At 56.4% G+C, this 20,851-nt stretch carries 20 protein-coding genes; 8 read left to right on the top strand and 12 right to left on the bottom strand.

The features are described 5' to 3' along the window. Positions 1-49 precede the first annotated feature (49 nt). The 4 genes from F3J41_RS20360 to soxR form a co-directional block, all read right to left on the bottom strand. Positions 50-1,699, bottom strand: a complete 1,650-nt coding sequence (locus F3J41_RS20360) for a Na+/H+ antiporter (protein WP_021507828.1) — start codon at positions 1,697-1,699, stop codon at positions 50-52. A 136-nt stretch (positions 1,700-1,835) separates the two neighbouring features. Next, positions 1,836-3,185, bottom strand: coding sequence for an NCS2 family permease (locus F3J41_RS20355; protein WP_166712222.1), 1,350 nt, complete (start codon positions 3,183-3,185; stop codon positions 1,836-1,838). 356 nt (positions 3,186-3,541) lie between these two features. Next, positions 3,542-4,210, bottom strand: a complete 669-nt coding sequence (locus F3J41_RS20350) for a glutathione S-transferase family protein (RefSeq protein WP_021507831.1) — start codon at positions 4,208-4,210, stop codon at positions 3,542-3,544. 43 nt (positions 4,211-4,253) lie between these two features. After that, positions 4,254-4,730 carry a redox-sensitive transcriptional activator SoxR gene (gene soxR / locus F3J41_RS20345; protein WP_021507832.1) on the bottom strand — a complete coding sequence of 159 codons (477 nt, stop codon included), beginning with the start codon at positions 4,728-4,730 and terminating at the stop codon, positions 4,254-4,256. A gap of 99 nt (positions 4,731-4,829) precedes the next feature. On the opposite strand from soxR, the gene soxS reads away from it, so the two are divergent. Together soxS and F3J41_RS20335 are read left to right on the top strand one after the other, a co-directional pair. Beyond that, complete coding sequence (gene soxS / locus F3J41_RS20340; protein ID WP_058757551.1) at positions 4,830-5,258, top strand: superoxide response transcriptional regulator SoxS; 429 nt, start codon at positions 4,830-4,832, stop codon at positions 5,256-5,258. Between the two features lie 244 nt (positions 5,259-5,502). Further along, entirely contained in the window at positions 5,503-5,784 is a 282-nt protein-coding gene (locus tag F3J41_RS20335; protein ID WP_058770027.1) for a YjcB family protein, read from the top strand. Between the two features lie 54 nt (positions 5,785-5,838). On the opposite strand, the gene F3J41_RS20330 is transcribed toward F3J41_RS20335, so the two are convergent. After that, positions 5,839-6,789, bottom strand: a complete 951-nt coding sequence (locus F3J41_RS20330) for an ATP-grasp fold amidoligase family protein (protein WP_031279756.1) — start codon at positions 6,787-6,789, stop codon at positions 5,839-5,841. 8 nt (positions 6,790-6,797) lie between these two features. After that, entirely contained in the window at positions 6,798-8,054 is a 1,257-nt protein-coding gene (locus tag F3J41_RS20325; protein ID WP_058757552.1) for a polysaccharide biosynthesis C-terminal domain-containing protein, read from the bottom strand. A gap of 527 nt (positions 8,055-8,581) precedes the next feature. Between F3J41_RS20325 and F3J41_RS20320 the strand changes: the two genes are divergently transcribed. Next, entirely contained in the window at positions 8,582-8,977 is a 396-nt protein-coding gene (locus F3J41_RS20320; RefSeq protein WP_031279757.1) for a transposase, read from the top strand. A 910-nt stretch (positions 8,978-9,887) separates the two neighbouring features. Here the strand turns inward: F3J41_RS20320 and F3J41_RS20315 are convergent. Next, a complete protein-coding gene (locus F3J41_RS20315; protein WP_166712220.1) occupies positions 9,888-10,841 on the bottom strand; it encodes a DMT family transporter in 954 nt (317 codons plus the stop codon). A 72-nt stretch (positions 10,842-10,913) separates the two neighbouring features. After that, entirely contained in the window at positions 10,914-11,744 is an 831-nt protein-coding gene (locus F3J41_RS20310; protein ID WP_058757554.1) for an AraC family transcriptional regulator, read from the bottom strand. A gap of 126 nt (positions 11,745-11,870) precedes the next feature. Here F3J41_RS20310 and F3J41_RS20305 point away from each other — a divergent pair, with 126 nt between their 5' ends. The 3 genes from F3J41_RS20305 (at position 11,871) to F3J41_RS20295 (ending at position 13,376) form a co-directional block, all read left to right on the top strand. Next, positions 11,871-12,398: an isochorismatase family protein gene (locus tag F3J41_RS20305; RefSeq protein ID WP_166712218.1), complete on the top strand. Its 528-nt coding sequence runs from the start codon at positions 11,871-11,873 to the stop codon at positions 12,396-12,398. Positions 12,399-12,471: 73 nt separating this feature from the next. Further along, positions 12,472-12,915: an antitoxin Xre/MbcA/ParS toxin-binding domain-containing protein gene (locus F3J41_RS20300; protein ID WP_058774931.1), complete on the top strand. Its 444-nt coding sequence runs from the start codon at positions 12,472-12,474 to the stop codon at positions 12,913-12,915. Next, positions 12,912-13,376 carry an RES family NAD+ phosphorylase gene (locus F3J41_RS20295; RefSeq protein WP_058774932.1) on the top strand — a complete coding sequence of 155 codons (465 nt, stop codon included), beginning with the start codon at positions 12,912-12,914 and terminating at the stop codon, positions 13,374-13,376. Before F3J41_RS20300 ends, F3J41_RS20295 begins: the two co-directional genes overlap by 4 nt. A gap of 50 nt (positions 13,377-13,426) precedes the next feature. On the opposite strand, the gene ssb1 is transcribed toward F3J41_RS20295, so the two are convergent. Next, entirely contained in the window at positions 13,427-13,969 is a 543-nt protein-coding gene (ssb1, locus tag F3J41_RS20290) for a single-stranded DNA-binding protein SSB1 (protein ID WP_021507842.1), read from the bottom strand. 221 nt (positions 13,970-14,190) lie between these two features. Between ssb1 and uvrA the strand changes: the two genes are divergently transcribed. Beyond that, complete coding sequence (gene uvrA, locus F3J41_RS20285) at positions 14,191-17,019, top strand: excinuclease ABC subunit UvrA (RefSeq protein WP_021507843.1); 2,829 nt, start codon at positions 14,191-14,193, stop codon at positions 17,017-17,019. Between the two features lie 276 nt (positions 17,020-17,295). Further along, the gene (locus F3J41_RS20280; RefSeq protein WP_104187843.1) at positions 17,296-18,360 is read left to right on the top strand and encodes an NAD(P)-dependent alcohol dehydrogenase; all 1,065 of its coding nucleotides are present in this window, start codon (positions 17,296-17,298) and stop codon (positions 18,358-18,360) included. On the opposite strand, the gene F3J41_RS20275 is transcribed toward F3J41_RS20280, so the two are convergent. From F3J41_RS20275 to F3J41_RS20265, 3 genes are all read right to left on the bottom strand, one after another. Further along, complete coding sequence (locus F3J41_RS20275; RefSeq protein WP_021507845.1) at positions 18,361-18,717, bottom strand: MmcQ/YjbR family DNA-binding protein; 357 nt, start codon at positions 18,715-18,717, stop codon at positions 18,361-18,363. 3 nt (positions 18,718-18,720) lie between these two features. Beyond that, on the bottom strand, positions 18,721-19,137 hold the full coding sequence (locus F3J41_RS20270) for a secondary thiamine-phosphate synthase enzyme YjbQ (RefSeq protein ID WP_021507846.1): 417 nt from the start codon (positions 19,135-19,137) through the stop codon (positions 18,721-18,723). Positions 19,138-19,243: 106 nt separating this feature from the next. Further along, positions 19,244-20,731 (bottom strand): catalase, encoded by a 1,488-nt coding sequence (locus F3J41_RS20265; protein ID WP_371815516.1) that lies wholly within the window; start codon positions 20,729-20,731, stop codon positions 19,244-19,246. Positions 20,732-20,851: the final 120 nt, after the last annotated feature.

Genomic DNA, 20,851 nt, shown 5'->3' with positions numbered 1-20,851 from the left:
CCCTGTCTGTCAGGCGGCCGCGGGATCGGAGAGCAGCAAAACGCGGCGGCTATTCCTCTTTCTCTATCAGCAACGCTTCCAGCAGGTCGAGATCGCGCAGCAGGCGCTGCATGGTCTCGTTGGAGATCTGCTGGGTGGCGCGCAGATGATAAACCTCGGCACGTTCGGCGCGCAGCGCGGTCAGGCGGAAACGGCGCTCCAGATTTTCCGCAAACAGCGCCTGTTCCATATCATCTTTGCCATCGACGCGACGACGCAGATTACCAATCACCCGCAGGCTGACCTCTTTCAGCAGCTCAGGATCGATGTTCTCTTCAGCGTCGTTTTCCAGCCGCTGCTCCATTTTGTGCAGGCTCTCGATCGCCACGCCGGCCATCGCGGCACGCGCGCTCTGGATTTCGCGACGGTGTCCCACTTTGTCGTGGCTCTCCATGCCGCGCAGCAGAATCGGCAGCAGAATCACGCCGACAAACAGCGAGAACAGAATCACGCCGGTGGCGATAAACACCAGTTCGTAGCGCGCCGGAAAAGGTTCGCCGTTGCTGAGGAACAGCGGAATCGACAGCACACCGGCCAGCGTGATAGCACCACGCACGCCGGCAAAAGAGGCGATCAGCAGTTCACGCAGCGAGTAGCTGGAAAACTCCAGCGGCTTTTTCTTAAGCAGGCGCAGGCTGGTGCGCTTCATGATCCACAGCCAGCCGAAGCGCACGATCATCAGCGCCGCATAGACCAGCCCGACGTCGGCGAACAGCATCCACAGCTCGACGTTAGGATCGGCGTTCGCCTGAGCAATCGAGGTGGAGAGAATGTCCGGCAGCTGCAGGCCCAGCATCAGGAACACCATGCCGTTGAACACAAACTCCAGCATCTGCCATACGCTGTTGGCGCGCAGGCGCATTGCCAGCGGTGCCTGACGGATGATGCCGGAACGGGTGATGGTCATACCGGCCGCTACCGCCGCCAGAATGCCGGAGACGCCGAGGTGTTCAGCAATCAGGTAAGAGGCGAACGGCAGCAGCAGCAGCAGTACGGTTTGCGTTGCCGGGTCGTCACCGCTCCAGCGGCTGAGCAGACGCAGCGAACGGCCATACAGCCAGCAAACGGCGACACCGGCCACCAGGCCGCCAATCGCCACTTTAAGGAATTCGACGCTGGCGCCGCCCCAGGTGAACACCATGGTGCCCATCGCCACCGCGACGGCAAACTTGAGTGACACCAGGCCCGACGCGTCATTCATCAGCGCCTCGCCCTGGACAATCGACATGATCTTTTTCGGGATGCGCCCTTCGCCAACGATGCCGGAGAGCGCCACCGCATCGGTCGGAGACAGCACCGCCGCCAGCGCGAACGCCGGAATCAGCGGAATGCCCGGCACCAGCCAGTAAATCAGGTAGCCGATACCGACCACGGTAATAAGCACCAGCACCAGCGCCAGGCCGATAATTTCACGGCCGTGATGCAGAAACTCGTTGATCGGTGTTTTCCAGCCATCGGCAAACAGCAGCGGCGGAATAAACAGCACGAGGAACAGTTCGGGGTCAAAATCGACGTGCAGACCAAAGGTTGGCCAGGCCAGCAGCGCGCCGGCCGCGATCTGTACCAGCGGGAGCGGGATCTGAAACGGCAGGATACGTGCCGCAACGCCGGACAGCGAAACCACCAGCGTCATGATGAGAATAGTAAAGAAGATTTCCATGCTTTCCTTAGGCGAATCATATTAATCGAAGCGATGTTGCGTCGGAAAGTGTAAAACAAAACGCCGCCCGGCGGGGCTACCCGATGTGCGGCGTGTGCGATAAAGAGAATAATCCGGACTGACGCCCGGATTGCGGTCAGATAGCCCAGCCGCCCGCGTAGAACGCCACCAGCGCCACAGCAATCACCACCGTGCCAGCGTTGAGCTTGCGCCACTCGCCGGCAAACAGGCGGCCAATCACCAGCGCGGCAAAGCCGAGCATGATGCCGGTGACGATGTTGCAGGTCAGTACGATGAATACCGCCGTCAGCAGGCCAGACATCGCATCGACGAAATCATTGAAGTCGATTTTGGCCACGTTGCTCAGCATCAGCAGGCCGACATACATCAGCGCGGGTGCGGTGGCATAGGCCGGAACCAGATAAGCCAGCGGCGACATAAACAGAATCAGCAGGAACAACAGACCCACGACAATCGCTGTCAGGCCGGTTTTACCGCCGGCGGCAGTACCCGCAGCGGACTCGATATACACTGCGGCGGGCGAGGCACCCACCAGTCCGGCAAACAGGCTGCTGATAGAGTCGGTGGTCAGCGCGCGACCGCCATTGATAATCTGGCCCTCTTTATCCAGCAGGTTCGCCTGCCCGGCCACCGCACGAATGGTGCCGGTGGCGTCAAACACCGCGGTCATCACCAGCGCCAGCACGCTCGGTAACACCACCGGCTGCAGCGCACCCATGATATCCAGGCTAAACATTGCCGACTGGCCGCTGGCATCACGCAGGCTTGGCATGGCAAACAGCCCCTGCCACTTTACCGCCGGGTCGAAAATCAGCCCAAGCAGCGAAATCGCAATGATGGTCAGCAGAATGCCGCCCGGTACCCGCCGTTTTTCCAGACCAAAAATCGCCGCCAGCCCGATCAGCGCCATGATCACCGGGAAAGAGGTGAAGTGACCAAGCGCCACCGGCAGGCCCGGCGCCGGGTTTTTTACCACCAGACCGATGCCATCGGCGGCAATCAGCAGCAGAAACAGGCCGATACCGACGCCCGTGCCGTGCGCCACGCCCATCGGCAGGTTACGCAGAATCCACGCGCGAATGCCGGTCACGGAAATCAGCGTGAACAGCAGCCCCATCAGGAAGACCGCGCCCAGCGCCACCGGCACGCTAATGTGCTGGCCCAGAACCAGGCTGAACGCGGTAAAGGCGGTCAGGGAGATGGCACAACCAATCGCCATCGGCAGGTTGGCCCACAGTCCCATGATGAGGGAGCCAAAGCTGGCCACCAGACAGGTGGCGACAAACACCGCCGTCGGTGAGAAGCCCGCTTTACCAAGCATGCCAGGCACCACGATGACCGAATAGACCATCGCTAAAAAGGTGGTGAGGCCAGCCAGCACTTCCTGCCGCACGCTGCTGCCGCGTGCTGAAATGTGGAACCAGGCGTCCAGTTTTCCCCTGGCCGGGCGTGATTCGCCAGACATAGTTATTCCTCTGTGTTTTTTAAGATATAGGTCACCGCGCGGCTCGCGTTTGCGCATCATCCTGGTGAAGATGTCTCAGAGAGAAAAGCAGGCAAACGATTACGTGGCCGCGTATTCCAGGTCAAAAAGGGGTGACGCGGAAAAAAGGCAAACGATTATCTGGCGTTTGGGGTGGCGTTTTCAACTGCTAATCACCTGGCAGGCAGGATAATGCGCAGCTCTGGCGCCATTATGGCTGGCGTTACGCTAGCGGGAGCAGGAAATCATGGAGGAAAAAGGCTGGCATTTCAGATGGTTTGCTGCGGTGCCGCGACAGCGCGTCGCGGCGTCCTGTTTCGTTGCGTTACCGCTGCGCCTCAGCCGTTATTGAACTGAATCGGGCCGCCCTGCTCCAGCGCGCGCTGCCACGCGGCGCGCTGCTGCATATTCTCCAGCCAGCGCGCCGTGGCGGGCATCTCACCCAGCGCGCCGCGCATCTGCAACGCCAGCAGCGGAAAACTCATCTGCACATCGGCAATGCTGAAGCGTGAACCGGCAAAAAAGCGCTGCTGGCTCAGATGCTGCTCAATCACGCGCCCGTGGAGCGCCAGCTGCTTGTTCAGCCACGCTTTCTGAATGCCTTTACTCAGCGCCACGCCGGCCGGGCGCAGCAGCCATGGCACCGGCTTTTTGCCCAGTTGCGCAAACACCAGCTTCATCACCAGCAGCGGCATCAGCGAACCTTCAGCATAGTGCAGCCAGTAGCGCGCCTGAATTTGCTCCTCTTCCTCATGCAGCGCCAGCAGATGCTCGCTGTCGTATTTCAGCTGCAGATATTCGAGGATGGCGCCCGATTCGGCGATCACCCGATTGCCATCGGTAATCACCGGCGATTTACCCAGCGGATGCACTTTCTTTAATTCGTCCGGCGCCAGCAGGGTATTTTCCCGCTGATAGCGTTTGATTTGATACGGCACCGCCAGCTCTTCCAGCAGCCACAGCACCCGATGAGAACGGGAGTTTTCCAGATGGTGAACGGTAATCATGCGCGATTCCTTGCTGCTAAGGGTTGGCATCTAGTATAGCGGATTAACGCTGCGGCTCGTCCTGTTGCGGATCGAGCAGGACCGCTCCGGAGCCCTGCTGCCCCAGGCGGTCACCCGGATTGCGCAGCGGACAGTCGCGCATCGACAGGCAGCCGCAACCAATGCAGCCGTCAAGATCGTTGCGCAGACGCGTCAGGGTTTCGATGCGTTTATCAAGCTCTTCGCGCCAGTGCTGCGTCAGCGCGTCCCACTCCTGCGTCGACATGCGCTTATTCGCCGGCACGTGCATCAGGCTGTCGCTGACCGTCGCCAGCGGAATCCCGATGCGCTGCGCAATTTTGATAATCGCCACGCGGCGCAGCACATCACGGCTGTAGCGGCGCTGATTACCGCCATTGCGCGTGCTGCTGATCAAGCCTTTACTTTCATAAAAGTGCAGTGCCGATACCGCCACGCCGCTGCGTTTCGCCACTTCGCCCGGCGTCAGCACCGGTTTCGGGTAATTGCGTTCTTTTTTCATTTAGGGCCTTTACCTCAAGTTAACTTGAGGAATTATACTCGCACCCCAGCAAAACAGCGAATTTCAAACCAGGCGATAACCTTGCAGAAGGAACAGGCTATGATGCAACAGGAAATCATCCATTCACTGACTAACTGGATCGATCAGAATCTGGATAAAACATTGTCGATTGATGAAGTGGCGGCAAAATCGGGTTACTCGAAATGGCACCTGCAGCGTATGTTCCGTACGGTTACGAAACAAACGCTGGGTGGTTATATTCGTGAACGCCGTCTCACGCTGGCCGCCGAAGCCTTGCGTCAGACGCAGCGTCCGGTATTCGACATTGCGATGCAGTACGGCTACGACTCGCAGCAGACCTTTTCGCGCGTGTTCCGCCGTCAGTTCTCGCAAACCCCTACCGCTTATCGTCACAGCATGCGTCGCCAGGCGATGGTGCAGCGTCCGCGTCTGGTCAACTTTGACTGCAGCGAAGGCATGAACAGCTTTGCCCAGCGCACCACCGGCGAGTGCTGCCCGGTACGCTGAAGTCAGTGCGCCCCGCGCGGGCGCGCCTTTCCCCTCCTCTTCACCTTCCTCCAGCCCTTTCTTAGCGTGCCATACCAGGTCTAAATTTTGTTCAAATTTTCAAATCCAGTGATATAATGTGACCCAAGTCACAGATTCGAGCTGTATTAAGACGACAGAAGGGCTTCCCTGACCTCCCTTTTCTGCCGCCAGTGATGTCCGATGAATGTCAGGGATATTACTGATCTCAAGAGGTTTTTCGCCGATGGCTACGTTAACTACCAGTCTGATCGTCATGCGTTGGGAACTGCTCAGCGCGCTAATGATGTTCTTCGCCAGCACCATGAAAATTAAATTGCGGCAGAACAGCCACCACGTGATGGCGCTGATGTGCGGCGGCGTGGGCGTAGCGATGTCATGCTGGTTCGTTACCGGTCTGCTCGGCATTACGCTGAGCATGGAAAACGTGCATAACTTTATGTCCATCACCAAAGAAGCGTTTATTCAGGTGATGAGCCAGACACCAGCCGACTGGCCAATGCCGTAAACGCGGCGCATAAAAAACCCCGCTAAGCGGGGTTTTTTATTTTGCTGTGTGATTTCAAATTTTCTTCAATACGGCTGGAAGTGGTACTTCCGGCACCGTGACGTCCGATCTCTGCGTATCGCGACGATCCTGAATCCACATATCACCCATCATCTGATTAAGCCCCCGATCCAACCCGGTGACCAGCCCGGCGCCTGGCGTGAACGTCAGCTCACCGAAGTAGATCTGTTCGCCATCGATATACCAGTCCACACGCACATAATCGAAATCGCTGGCCAGCGTTTTACTCAGTGCCAGCGCGTGCTGCAGCTGTGGCAGCAGCGGTGACACATCCAGCCCGGTATCACGGATTTTGTGATACGCCTCGTTAAGATTGTTGACGTAAAAGTTCATCGACAGCAGCGGATTACAGCGGTTGTAGATCACCTGCAGCACATATTCAAAATTGCCGTCGCGCTTGTTGAACATGTGAAACTTGTAATCGATGGGCGCGGTTTTGCCATCGCCGATGTACTTCTCCACCAGAATGCGCGGCTTAATATAGCGATAGTGAATCTCGCGCGCCTCGTTGGCGAAATCGGTCTTCAGCCAGCGCTGGCAGTCGCTGATAATCTGCTGTTTTTTCAGCGCATCCGGTTCTTCCAGCAGGATCTCGACCATGTTGGAGCCGTGATTCGGCTTGATAACCGTGTTCTTCCAGCTCGGCAGCGTATGCAGTGAGTGCGGATCGCTGGTCTCATAAACCAGCGGAATCAGATACTCACTGCCCACCTTTTCGGCAATGTACTCACGCACCGAAAATTTGTCCGACAGGCGGCCATAGCACTGGTAGTCGCCGTAGACGAATTTGCGATACAGCACTTTCTCATTGAACACCTTCGGCTGACGCAGGTTCGGCAGCTTACGGAATTTGTGAAAGTAGTAGATGCGATCCTGGTAAGCCCAGGGCATCTTTTTGATGAAATACTGTACGCTTCTTCTGAGTTCGTCTTTCAACCTGATCATATCTGACCTCATTTGTAGGTTTTGTAGTTGAGTGAGGAAACCTGAATTTTTTGGATGACGCCGTTTTTGAAGAAGTAATTCATTACGGTCAGGGACAGTAACTCCGTGATGAAGACGCTCCAGGCGGCACCCATGATGCCGTAGCCCTGGATCAGCCACCACGACAGCGGCAGGCTGATGACCATCAGACAAATGATCTTCTTCAACAGATAGTTAAACCCGCCCTCTTTCACCATGTAGCGATAAGCGACGGTCCCCATTGCCGAAAAGCAGGTTGCTAACGACAGTAACGTAATGAGACTTCCGGACTGTGTGTACTCGTGACCATATAAAGCGATGATGATTTTTTCGCCGTACAAGGCGATCACCGCTAATAACAGCAATGAAACTCCCATGACATAGCCGTTCAGCCGCGCGGTGAGCTTGATCGCGGCTGCTCCACGCTCGCGGAAAATCTCCGAGAAGCAGGAAGTGATGATGGCAACCGGGATAAAAATCCAGGAAGCCGAAATGGTATTCGCGGCGGCGAACAGGCCAAGGTCGCGCGCTGAGGCGATGCCCGCGAGGAACATCTGTGCGGCTTTCACCTGCACCGAGATAAAGATGCTGGAGATAGCCAGCGGCAGGCCGGCATACATCAGGTAGCGCAGGTAGGTGGTGCGCTTGTCCTGCGGCGGCGCCAGATCCTGATGTTCGCGATAGAAATTGACGCGCTTGATGGCGTACGGCACCAGCGTGACGGCCACAATCGAGGCGGTGAGCCACAGTGGATTGAGGTGCAGCCAGGCGATGGTGAAGCTCATGGCAAAGCCCAGCAGCAAGCCGGCCGAGTTGGCAATGGTATTGAGCCGTGACGCCAGCCGCGCATTGTTATAAACGCTGAAGGTGTCCTGGGTAACAAACACCGACGAGATAAACGAGGCCAGTGCAAACGCAAGGAAGTTTTCCTGCATGTTGTACCAGACCCAAATCAACACCGGGATTGATGTCAGCAACAGCAGCACCAGGCGCATGGTCCGCGCCACGGCCATTAACCGCAGGCCTTTCGGCGCACTTTTGCTGATGCGCTTGAACAGGATGGTTTCGGTACCAAAAATCGCCACGGTTTGCACCATGGAGAACAGCGAGGTCGAAAATGCCATTTGGCCAAACACCGTTGGGCCAAAGGATTTTGCCACGTAGGAGGTCACAAATATGACGCCGAATACCGAGACGATCTTCTCAGACATCATCCAGGCGGCATTAGACATTACGCTCAATTTCATTGACTGGTCCTTAGTATTACGTACAGCAACTGCTTTTCGGTACAACGTCCTTGAAATGAATTAACTAGCGCTCAGTGGGCCTGACACAATTTAATAACTTCAAACCAGGCTGGTCCGAAAAATGAGACTCGCGTCAGAGTTTAGCGATTAAATTCAGGAAAATTCCGATTAAACCTGGTGCGAAGCCCGATGGATGTAAACGATTTCAACCCGAATTCAGGACAAAAGTTCACAGGCATATCCTGAGTTTTTTGCAAGCAGGCTATGCCGAATTTCCAATGATTGTCGTATTTTTCTACATTTGGGATGGAATGAATCTATATCAAAAACCCAGCACCAGGAAGGCGTTCAATGGCATTCAGAATAAAATAAGATTTATCCCATGATGATATTTATTCTAAATAACTTAATTTAACCCTCGCAATTCTAATCGCGCACTTTAATACTGCATTAATACCGTTTTTGCAGTACCAGATATTAATACAGTAATTCTCATCCACTAATTGATAAGAAAGGTAAGAGCATTTATGAGAAAGTCACGATATAGCGAAGAGCAAATCACAAATGCCATTAAAGCTTCTGAAACGGGAGTGAAAGTCAGGGAGATTTGTGAGGAGCTGGGCATTTCCGAGGCCACCTTCTATAGCTGGAAGAAGAAGTTCTCCGGACTTTCTTCAGAGGAGGGTAGAAAAATCAAGGAGTTGGAGGATAAACTGCAGAACCTTACGCGCGAACTGCAGACCCTGAGCTCCGACAAGGAGATGCTGCAAAGCGTGCTGAAAAACTTCTTCACTACGAATGAAAAGCGTCAGGCGGTCAACTTCCTGCAAACCACTTTCGACATCGGTACCCGTCGCAGCTGTCGTTTACTGGATATTAGCCGTAGCGTTTATCATTACCCTTCCGGTTCCGATAATCGCTAATACCATTGAGGCCGATGTTATATGACTTAATGCTGAGATTTGTTCTTACCAGAAGAGATGAAGATCATTAAATTCGGCATTCGCTACATAACAATTCGAACCACTTTTTCCTGATGAATGCCATCACGGAATCACTTCCTTTTTTGCGGTAAAATTGATTCACACCAGCAAAAGCCTCGCGTTTCAAGCCATTTAGACTTAGCCCAATCTCATTTTGGTGAGATTGGTGCTTAGTCTATTACTTCACGATTACTAATAATCAGACCTGATCACAGACAATTCTGTTAAGCGTTAATGAACAACACGGTGTAACCGCTCACACACATTGGCTCAGTTTTAAACTGGATCTGGCCGCTGCGTTTATGATCGCTTTGACGATCAGCGCTAGTCGGCTAACTCTTAAACCACACCAGGAATACTCCGGTTCAAAAACGTTATGATGTTTAAACTATAATGCCGAAAACGGTTATCCACGGTAAATACTGTGCTTAAATCCATCGTCATCTTTAATCTTTTTTTCTGGCAGCTGTTGGGAATCATTCTTAACAATGCCGGTAACGCTTAAGGCTAAGGTGGCTTCTCACGCTGGTATTTCAGTGCCACAGCCGGGTAAAAATCCGACTGGCGAAGAGTTTTTTACGCGCTAAACCGGCGAATTGTTGCCCGATATGCGCTTTTTTTATCCCACCGGAACGCTATAAGGCAGCGAAAGTCGACCTTTTACCGTGCTGACGGCAGAGAGTTTTATAGCGGAAGAGAATGAAAACCGGGCGGCCGTAGCGCTGGTCGGTTATATAGCATGCGCGTGCCGGCCAGCATCAGGTCACTGAGGCGGAATTATCGGCTGGTCAAATTCCTAAAATATCAGGGGAAAGCGCTGCTGAGTGGATGACTCAGCAGCGAGGCAGAGTTAAGAAAGTGCGGTCAGCCGCTGCGGTTTAATGCGCATGGCATAGATCACGCCAACAATCAGACAGCCGATACCGATGCTGGTGAGCAGCGGTGGCCAGCTCTGGCGGTAAATAAAGGTCCACAGCAGGCCAGAGAGCGTTTCGAATACGATGAGCGGCCCCATCACTACCGTTGGCAAACGCTGACTGGCGGCATTCCAGCACAGCGCCGCCAGCCATGAGCAGAACAAACCAATCGCCAGCATCAGCCAGATAAAGCGCGCCGGCTGCGGGCCGAACGGTAAAGCGAAATCGGGCTGCTGCCAGTGAATCTGCAGGCTCACCAGCCCATAAAACACCAGCGCCAGCGGCAATGTCACCAGTCCCTGCGCGGTGGCCCAGCTCGACGGTTTGTGCTGAGGATGTTCGCGCAGCCAGCGCGCATTGCGCAACGGATACCAGGTCCAGCACACCACTGCCAGCACCGCCAGCAGCAGGCCACTCAGGTAGCCCCAGAGTTCAAATGCCGGCCCCTGCCCGTGCAGTTCCGCCGCGTTAACGCAGCCCAGACCGGCAGCAATGATGACCAGCGCGGGCATCAGCCGGCGCCATGGCAGGCGCCCTTCGAGATGGCCGTAACAGAGGTTAGCGGTGACGGTGATCACCACCGGCAGCGTGCCGATGATCATGGTGGAGACCGGTGCGCCGGTGCGCTGAATCGCGCTGGCGAGGCAGGCGTAATAGAGCAGATTGCCCACCAGCGACAGCTTCACCGCCTCCGTCCAGTCCGGGCGCGTCAGCTGTTTTAGCCGGCGCCGGCTGAGCCACGCCAGCGGCAGCACCACCAGACCAAAGGCAACATAGCGACCCGCCGATTGCAACGTGCCCGGATAATCGGGTATCAGCAGCGGCCCGACAAAAATCATGCCCCACATCAGCCCCGCCGCGAGGGCAAACACTATTCCTGCAAACATACACCTTTCCTTTATCTTTAATCCGCCACAGTGTGGCGCAGGAAAAGGTGAAAGGCTTGTAGCAGATTGCGGTTAACGTCCGCTGAACACCTGCTTTTGATAGCGTCCCGGCGTAATGCCGTAGCGATGGGCAAACGCCCGCGTCAGATGCGCCTGGTCGGTGAGGCCAACCGCCGCCGCCACGCTGGCGGCGCTCTCGCCCTGCGCCAGCCGCTGCTTGGCCTCGAACAGGCGGAAGGCCATCAGCATTTGATGGGGAGTGACGTGAAAGTGTTGTTTGAAACTGCGCAGAAAATGCCACGGCGACAGCGATACCAGCGCCGCCAGCTCTTCCAGCCGCACCGGTTCTGCCAGGTTATCACGCAGCCAGGCTTTTACCACATCAAAGCGGTGGGCGCCTTCGCGCGGCCGCGCGACGCCCTGCTGCGCCAGCGGACGCAGCCACTCCAGCAGATCCAGCAGCGCGCCCTGCCGCTCCAGCGCACTTTGCGCCTGCCACATCTGTGCCAGCGCGTGGGAGAAAGGTTGTGCCAGGCGCGCATCGGTGCGCAGCGCATCGCTGAACCACCAGTTGCGATCGCCGGTCAGCCGATCCATCTCCGCCGGATCGATATAGATCATGCGATAACGCCAGCCTTCGGCGCAGGCCGATTCACCGGTGTGCAGTTCATCGGGATTCATCATCACCAGCGAATGCACCGGCGCGACATAATTGGTGCCGCGGTAGCGAAAGCGCTGCGCGCCGGATTCAATGGTGCCAATCCCGAAGGCTTCGTGGGTATGGGGCTCAAAAGCGTAGCGGGAGATGTGCGCCTGATAAAGCTCAATGCCCGGCAGCTCAGCAAAGTGCTGAAACTGCGCACGATCCTGCTCACAGGGAAAGACTTCGGGAACCACCGTCACCACACACCTCCATACGCTATCAGGCAGTAAGCATGCGCGGCGCGCACAAAAAAAGCAAAGCCCAATCGCTTTACGCGCCTACCCCTTCAGCGCGACACTGGGGCCTGACCTATAAAGGAGGCGACAATGGCACAACGGGTGGTAATGGTAGTGGATATGCAAAATGGCGTGCTGGCAACGCCGCGTTACGACCGCGCCGGACGCTGCGCGCGCATTAATCAGCTGATGGCCGCCGCCGATCAGGTCATTTTTATTCAGCATAGCGGGCCGGATATAGCCGTTGACTCCGCAGACTGGCACATAGTCGCCGAACTGGAACAACCCGCCGGCGCGCTTTACATCACCAAAACCGCCTGCGACAGCTTCTGGCAAACCGGGCTCGCGGCGCAGCTTGAACAGCATCAGATTGAAAGCTTTGTCATTTGCGGCTGCGCCACCGATTATTGCGTCGATACCACCATCAAAGTCGGGGCCAGCCTTGGCTATCACATCACCGTGGCGGCCGACGCCCACACCACCGCCGATCGCACTTATGTGTCGGCGCAGCAGCTGATTAATCAGCACAACGAAGTGTGGGCGGATTTGATCATGCCGGGCAAACCGGTGCGGGTTAAAACCACGGAAGAATTACTGCGGGAGTGGCGCGCGCATTAAGGGTTGCGCTATTGAAATAATCTGACAAGTGTCAATAATAGAGCATGACACTTGTCTGCATGGAGTTTTTCAGATGCGAGCTTATGTTCCTCAGCCTGGAGCCAATGACAACGCGCTGTGGCGGGTTGCAGGCCTGCCTCCACGTGGTATTGAGTTAACGCGTATGCTGGAAGCCGGTTTGCCGGTGGCCGTCATTGATGATATCCGTCACTGGTCGGCCATGACGCGTGCCGAAATCATGAAGGTCACAGGGATTAATGAACGCAACATTGCCCGTCGTAAAAGCACGGGTAAAAGTCTGTCACCCGACGAGAGTGAACGTGTCGCCCGCTTCGTCCGCGTGATGGATGCCGCCGTTCAGCTTTTTGCTGGTAATAAAGAAGAGGCCACCCAGTGGCTGAGCCGACCGGTGAAAGGGTTAGGCAATGTTGCGCCCATCACCTTACTGACGACGGAGAGCGGTGCGCTGGATGTGCTCGATCTGATCGGCCGTCTGGAGCACGGTGTTTTCTCGTGATTTTTTATCGGCTGACGAAGAGCCAGTATGCGGCTGAAGCCTGGTCCGGTTATGGGGCAAAACAGTATGGTGGACGCTGGAATCATAAAGGCTATCCCACCGTTTATGTTGCCACGTCGGTGTCACTCGCAGCACTGGAAGTGCTGGTCCATATCGGAAGAGAGTCGGTGCTGGATGAGTACACCTTATTCAGTATCGACATCCCGGATGCTGAAGTTGCCTATCTTGCTGAAGCATTTTTACCGCCGGACTGGCGTCATGATCCAGCGCCACTGTCGACAATGGATCTCGGCACCGGCTGGCTGCAATCCGCTGAAGGTGCCGCGCTGATGCTACCTTCCACGATTATCCCGATGGAAAACAACGCCATCCTGAACCCTCTCCATCCTGCATTTAGTGACTATCTGCCGGGTGTGAAAGCGTTACCGTTTATGTTTGATCGCCGGCTTATCAGGACATAAAAAACCCTCGCAGAAGCGAGGGCTGGATAACGCGGTGATCGGTACGCCAATCAGAACGGGATATCGTCGTCGAAATCCATTGGTGGTTCGTTGTTCGCCGGTGCGCTCTGCTGCTGTGGACGCTGCTGCGCGCCGCCGCTGAACTGGTTGCCCCCACCCTGTGGCTGCTGCGGCTGGCCCCAGCCGTTATTGTTGCCGCCGCCCTGGCCACCCATGGGTGCGCCACCGCCGTTGCCGCCCTGCTGACGACCACCCAGCATCTGCATGGTGCCGCCCACGTTCACCACCACTTCGGTGGTGTATTTGTCCTGACCGCTCTGGTCCTGCCATTTACGGGTGCGCAGCTGGCCTTCAATGTAGACCTGCGAACCTTTACGCAGATATTCGCCGGCTACTTCGGCCAGCTTGCCGAACAGCACGACGCGGTGCCATTCGGTGATCTCTTTGTTTTCACCGGTTTGCTTGTCGCGCCAGCTCTCTGACGTGGCCAGCGTAATGTTGGCTACCGCGCCACCATTCGGCATGTAGCGCACTTCCGGATCCTGACCCAGATTCCCGACAAGAATCACTTTGTTTACGCCACGACTGGCCATGTTGCTGTCTCCCGATGAGTTGATGCTAAAAGTCTAAGCGAAAAATTGTATCACGTCACAATGACGCTTCCCACTTTCGAGCGGGATTCCAGTTTTTCGACCGTGACAGGATAGCAAAAACACTGGATATTTATTCAGTTTATTTTTTGTGCCATAATGATGCGTTTCTGCTGGTCGTGCTGGCAAGGCATGGCGAGCGTTGCCTAATCCGGGAAAGGTGAATGGATAAGATTGAAGTCCGCGGTGCTCGCACCCATAATTTGAAGAATATCAACCTGATCATCCCACGCGACAAGCTCATTGTAGTGACCGGTCTGTCGGGTTCCGGTAAGTCTTCGCTGGCGTTTGATACGCTGTATGCCGAAGGCCAGCGCCGCTATGTTGAATCGCTTTCTGCCTATGCGCGCCAGTTTCTTTCCTTAATGGAGAAACCGGACGTAGACCACATCGAGGGGCTGTCGCCTGCCATTTCCATTGAGCAGAAATCGACGTCGCACAACCCGCGCTCGACCGTCGGCACCATCACTGAAATTCATGACTATCTGCGTCTGCTGTTTGCCCGCGTGGGTGAGCCGCGCTGTCCGGATCATAACGTCACGCTGGCGGCACAAACCGTCAGCCAGATGGTCGATCAGGTCCTGGCGCAGGAAGAGGGTCGGCGCCTGATGCTGCTGGCGCCGGTGGTAAAAGATCGCAAAGGCGAGCACACCAAAACGCTGGAAAATCTGGCGGCGCAGGGCTACATCCGCGCACGTATTGATGGCGAAGTGTGCGATCTGTCGGATCCACCCAAGCTGGAGCTGCAGAAGAAACACACCATTGAGGTGGTGATCGATCGTTTCCGCGTGCGTGACGATCTGGCGACGCGTCTGGCCGAATCCTTTGAAACGACGCTGGAACTGAGTGGCGGCACGGCGATCGTCGCGGATATGGACGATCCCGATACCGAAGAGATGCTGTTCTCGGCCAATTTTGCCTGCCCGGTGTGCGGTTACAGCATGCGTGAGCTGGAGCCGCGCCTGTTCTCGTTCAACAACCCGGCCGGTGCCTGCCCGACCTGTGACGGCCTCGGCGTTCAGCAATATTTCGATCCCGATCGCGTGGTTCAAAATCCGGAGCTGTCGCTGGCCGGTGGCGCCATTCGCGGCTGGGATCGCCGTAACTTCTACTATTTCCAGATGCTGCGCTCGCTGGCGGAACATCTGGATTTCGATGTCGAAGCGCCGTTCAATAGCCTGAGCGACAAAGCGCGCGAGGTGATTCTGTACGGCTCCGGCAAAGAGAACATTGAGTTCAAATATATCAACGATCGCGGCGATACCTCGGTGCGTCGTCATCCGTTCGAAGGCGTGCTGCATAACATGGAGCGCCGCTACAAAGAGACGGAATCCAACGCGGTGCGCGAAGAGCTGGCGAAGTTTATCAGCAACCGCGCCTGCGCCAGCTGCGAAGGGACGCGCCTGCGTCGTGAAGCGCGCCATGTGTTCGTGGAAGACACCAACCTGCCGACCATCTCGGATATGAGCATCGGCCACGCTATGGACTTCTTCCGCAATCTGAAGCTGAGCGGCCAGCGCGCCAAAATCGCCGAGAAAGTGCTGAAGGAAATTGGCGACCGTCTGAGCTTCCTGGTCAACGTCGGCCTGAATTATCTGTCGATGTCGCGTTCAGCGGAAACACTGTCCGGCGGTGAAGCACAGCGTATTCGTCTGGCGAGCCAGATTGGTGCCGGTCTGGTTGGCGTCATGTACGTACTGGATGAACCGTCCATCGGTCTGCATCAGCGCGACAACGAGCGCCTGCTGTCGACGCTGATTCACCTGCGCGATCTCGGTAATACCGTGATCGTGGTTGAGCATGATGAAGACGCGATTCGCGCCGCTGACCATATTATCGATATCGGTCCGGGCGCTGGCGTGCACGGCGGCCAGGTGGTAGCCGAGGGCGATGTGCATGCCATCATGGCGCACGAAGATTCTCTCACCGGTCAGTTCCTCAGCGGCAAGCGTGAAATCGCGGTGCCGGCAGAGCGGGTGAAAGGCGATCCGTCCAAAGTACTGAAACTGAGCGGCGCACGCGGTAATAACCTCAAGGATGTCACGCTGACGGTTCCGGTTGGGCTGTTTACCTGTATCACCGGCGTGTCCGGTTCCGGCAAATCAACGCTGATTAACGATACGCTGTTCCCGATTGCGCAGCGCCAGTTGAATGGTGCCACCAGCGGTGAAGCTGCGCCGTATCGCGAGATCGCCGGGCTGGAGCACTTCGATAAAGTGATCGACATCGATCAGAGCCCGATCGGCCGGACGCCGCGCTCAAACCCGGCCACCTACACCGGGATTTTTACCCCGGTGCGTGAACTATTTGCCGGCGTGCCGGAAGCGCGTTCGCGCGGCTACAATCCGGGCCGCTTCAGCTTTAACGTGCGCGGCGGCCGCTGTGAAGCCTGTCAGGGCGACGGCGTAATTAAGGTCGAAATGCACTTCCTGCCGGACATTTATGTGCCGTGCGATCAGTGCAAAGGCAAACGCTATAACCGCGAAACGCTGGAGATTAAATACAAAGGCAAGAGCATTCACGAAGTGCTGGAGATGACAATCGAAGAGGCGCGTGAGTTCTTTGATGCGGTACCTGCGCTGGCGCGTAAGCTGCAGACGCTGATTGATGTCGGCCTGTCGTATATTCGTCTTGGCCAGTCGGCAACCACGTTGTCCGGCGGTGAAGCGCAGCGCGTTAAGCTGGCGCGTGAGCTGTCGAAGCGCGGTACCGGTCAGACGCTGTATATTCTCGATGAACCGACCACCGGCCTGCATTTTGCCGACATCCAGCAGCTGCTGGAAGTGCTGCATCAGCTGCGCGATCAGGGCAATACCATCGTGGTGATTGAGCACAACCTTGACGTGATCAAAACCGCTGACTGGATTGTCGATCTCGGTCCGGAAGGCGGCAGCGGCGGTGGTGAAATCCTGGTGGCCGGTACGCCGGAAACCGTTGCACAGTGCGAAAAATCGCATACTGCACGCTTCCTCAAGCCGATGCTGAAAAAATAGGTTTAACGCGCCGCACCCGCTGTTGCGGCGCGTTTTTTCTGATCTCGCCACGGCTCACCGCTCCGGTTACTCGCCAGCCGATGCCATTGTCTGAATGCCTTAGCAAATGCAGAAACAGGCAAGAAACAGACAACTTCAGGCATATACGCATCGCGTCCCGCTGACTATTCTTACTGCGTTCCTTTTTGGCGCCGCTGACGCGCCTCTGTCCTTCAGTGTCATCACTGAACGGACCCCTCGCAAAAAATACTCACGACACATCTGACTGGAGACACCATGAATATTACGCATGCCTATGCCGCACAGGACGCGAAAGCCAAACTCGCCCCGTTCGATTATAAGCCGCGCGAACTGCGCGCTCATGATGTGCAGATTGAAGTGTTGTACTGTGGCGTCTGCCACTCGGACCTGCACCAGGCGCGCAACGAATGGCGCAACACCGTATTCCCGGTGGTGCCAGGCCATGAAATCGTGGGTCGCGTCACCGCCGTTGGCGCGCACACGCACAAATATAAAGTGGGCGATTTAGTCGGCGTCGGCTGTATGGTCGACTCCTGCCGCAGCTGCCCAAGCTGTCAGGAAGGACTCGAGCAGTACTGTGAAAACGGCTTTGTTGGCACTTACAACGGCCAGGATCGTGAAACCGGCGCCATCACCTACGGCGGCTACTCCACCAGCATGGTGGTTGATGAAAGCTTTGTGCTCCGCGTACCGGAAAACCTCGATCTGGCGGGCGTTGCGCCTCTGCTGTGCGCCGGTATCACCACCTATTCCCCGCTGCGTCACTGGAATGTCGGTCCCGGCAAAAAAGTTGGTATCGTTGGTCTGGGCGGCCTCGGCCATATGGGCGTGAAGATCGCGCATGCGATGGGCGCGCACGTGGTGCTGTTCACTACCTCACCGTCAAAAATTGAAGATGGCAAACGCCTCGGCGCTGACGAAGTGGTGATTTCGAAAGATGCTGACCAGATGGCGCAGCACGCCAACAGCTTCGACTTCATCTTAAATACCGTCGCCGCGCAGCACGATCTCAACCCGTTTATCGCCCTGCTGAAGCGCGACGGCAACATGACGCTGGTTGGCGCGCCGGAGCACGATCACCCGGCACCGCAGGTGTTTAACCTGATCCTCAAGCGTCGCAGCATTGCCGGTTCACTGATTGGCGGTATCGCCGAAACCCAGGAAATGCTGGATTTCTGCGGCAAGCACGGTATCACTTCGGATATCGAGCTGATCGCTATGAACCAGATCAACGACGCCTACGAGCGCATGCTGAAAAGCGACGTGAAGTATCGCTTCGTGATTGATATCAACACCCTGCGTGAAGAGTCTGCGGCTTAATCAGCGCGTCTCATCATCATGGCTGACGCCCGCCGCGCGCGTGGCGTCAGCCTGTTGCCACGATGCATCAACCAGATAGTAAATCTGCGAATCCTTCAGCGATCCATCCAGCCACAGCGTGCTCCAGTGCGACTTATTGAGATGTTCACTGGGAAACACATCGTGGTGTTCATCGCGCAATAACTCCGCCAGCGCGGGCGAGGTCTTCAGCGACAACGCTGGTCGCCCTTCAACGTCATGCACCATGGCAAACAGCACGCCATCGCTTTTCACCTGGGTTGCGTCCCACTCATCTTTATAACTTTGTGAAGCGCCCGGTTTGCTCATGCAGTAGGTCAGTAAATCCGACGTGTTCATGTTTTATTCCCCTTGTAAGGTGGCGACGATGCGCCGCGCGCCGCCGTGTACCCGATGTTCGCCCAGCCAGATCCCCTGCCAGGTGCCGAGCAGCAGTTTGCCGCGGCTGACCGGGATCAGCAGCGATACGCCAAGCAGTGACGATTTGATGTGCGCCGGCATGTCGTCAGCGCCTTCATAGTCGTGCTGATAGGGCGCATCCTCTGGAACGTGCCGCAGAAAGTGCTGCTCCATGTCGCTGCGCACCGTAGGATCGCAATTTTCATTGAGCGTCAGCGACGCTGAGGTGTGCTGCAACAGCAGATGCAGCTGGCCGATGCGCAGGTCCGTTAAGCCATTAAGCTGGCCGACAATCTCGTCGGTGATCAGATGAAAGCCGCGCGCCTTCGCGCTCAGCGTGAGAGTTTGTTGCTGCCACATGCCACATTCCTGGGTTAAACCGTTTACTTAAGTGTGCAGCATGTCGGCGAAAGGTAAACCCTTCAGCGGGAAAAAGCGGCAGAGCGCTTGCTCTGCCGCCGGCGCATCAGTCGCTCAGCTTGTCAGCCAGCGCTTTTACCGTGGTGATATCGTCCTGCGTTACCGCCGCCAGACGCGTGCCGTACTCGCTATCGGCCTTATAAAAGAACGAGAGCATCGCCAGCCGGCTTTGCGCGTCGGCGCTTTTCAGCGCGCCACCGAGCGAGGTGATCAGATCGCCCCGCTCCTTCGCGTTAAAGGAACGATACAGCTCCCCTGCCTGGCGGAAATTCTGCGGTTTGGCGATCATCGCCTGCTGCGTACTGCCGCTAAGCGGCGTATGGCTGTAACGCGCGCTTTGCAGCTCTTCACGCGGATAGATGCGGCTGGGCTGATAATTGACGCCCTTGTCATCAGCATTACCGCTGTCCATCATGCCATCCTGATTGCCGTTGCTGACCGGTACGCGCGGCGCATTCACCGGCAGGCTAAGGCCGTTAGTGCCCACGCGGTACAGCTGGGTATCAGCATAGGAGAACAGGCGGCCCTGCAGCAGGCGATCTTCAGACGGCTCAATGCCCGGCACCAGGTTGGACGGGGCCATCGCCACCTGCTCGGTTTGCTGGAAGAAGTTGTCGACGTTGCGATTCAGCACCATCTGCCCGACTTTCACCTCGGGCACGTTCGGCCAGATTTTGGTGGAGTCGAGCGGATTGAAATCGAACTTATCCACTTCGCTGGCTTTAATGGTCTGAATGTAAAGATCCCACTTCGGAAACGCTTTGCGGTTAATCGCCGCCACCAGATCTTCTGTCATGTGGCTGTAGCTGCGCCCCTGGATCGCTGCCGATTCAGCCGGATCGAGGTTGCGTTCGCCCTGTAACGTTTTCCAGTGAAACTTCACGTAGTGCACTTCGCCTTTGCTGTTCACAAATTTGTAGGCGTGCACGCTGTTACCGTCCATTTCGCGATAGGTTGCCGGCGTGCCCATGTTGGAGAACAGCATGGTGAGCGCGTGCGTGGCTTCCGGCACGTGGGAGAAGAAATCGAAGGTGCGCGCATCGTTATCGAGGTTAGTGCGCGGATCCGGTTTAAACGCGTGCACCATATCAGGGAACTTGATCGCATCGCGGATGAAGAACACCGGCAGGTTGTTGCCCACCAGATCCCAGTTGCCCTGGCTGGTATAGAATTTGGTGGCAAAACCACGCGGATCGCGCAGCGTTTCCGGCGAATGCTTGCTGTGCACCACGCTGGAGAAGCGCACAAAGACCGGCGTCACCGTTCCCGGTTTAAACACCTCAGCGATAGTCAGATCGCTGATATCTTTGCTGGCGCGAAATTCACCGTGCGCGCCGGTGCCACGTGCGTGCACCACACGTTCCGGAATACGTTCACGATCAAAACGCTGCAGCTTTTGAATCAGCTGCACGTCCTGTAACAGCACCGGGCCATTGGCGCCGGCAGTTTGTGAATTCTGGTTATCGCCGACCGGCGCGCCGTTATCACGCGTCAGCTCAACGGCCGCAGCAGGCAGTGCGAGCGCCAGCGTCATGGCAATGCAGAGGGGTTTCAGTGCGGAAGGGAAATAGCTCATGGGCGGTTCCTTATTGTGATTGGCGAGCGCTCTGGCAGTGCGCCAAAGCGCGCCGGCAAAAAATAGCGCCCTCACTAA

The sequence above is a fragment of the Pantoea sp. Ap-870 genome (assembly GCF_011752515.1).
Taxonomy (GTDB): Bacteria; Pseudomonadota; Gammaproteobacteria; order Enterobacterales; family Enterobacteriaceae; genus Pantoea; species Pantoea dispersa.
Note: the sequence above shows the minus strand (reverse complement) of the source record. Positions and strands in the feature narration are given on the sequence as shown.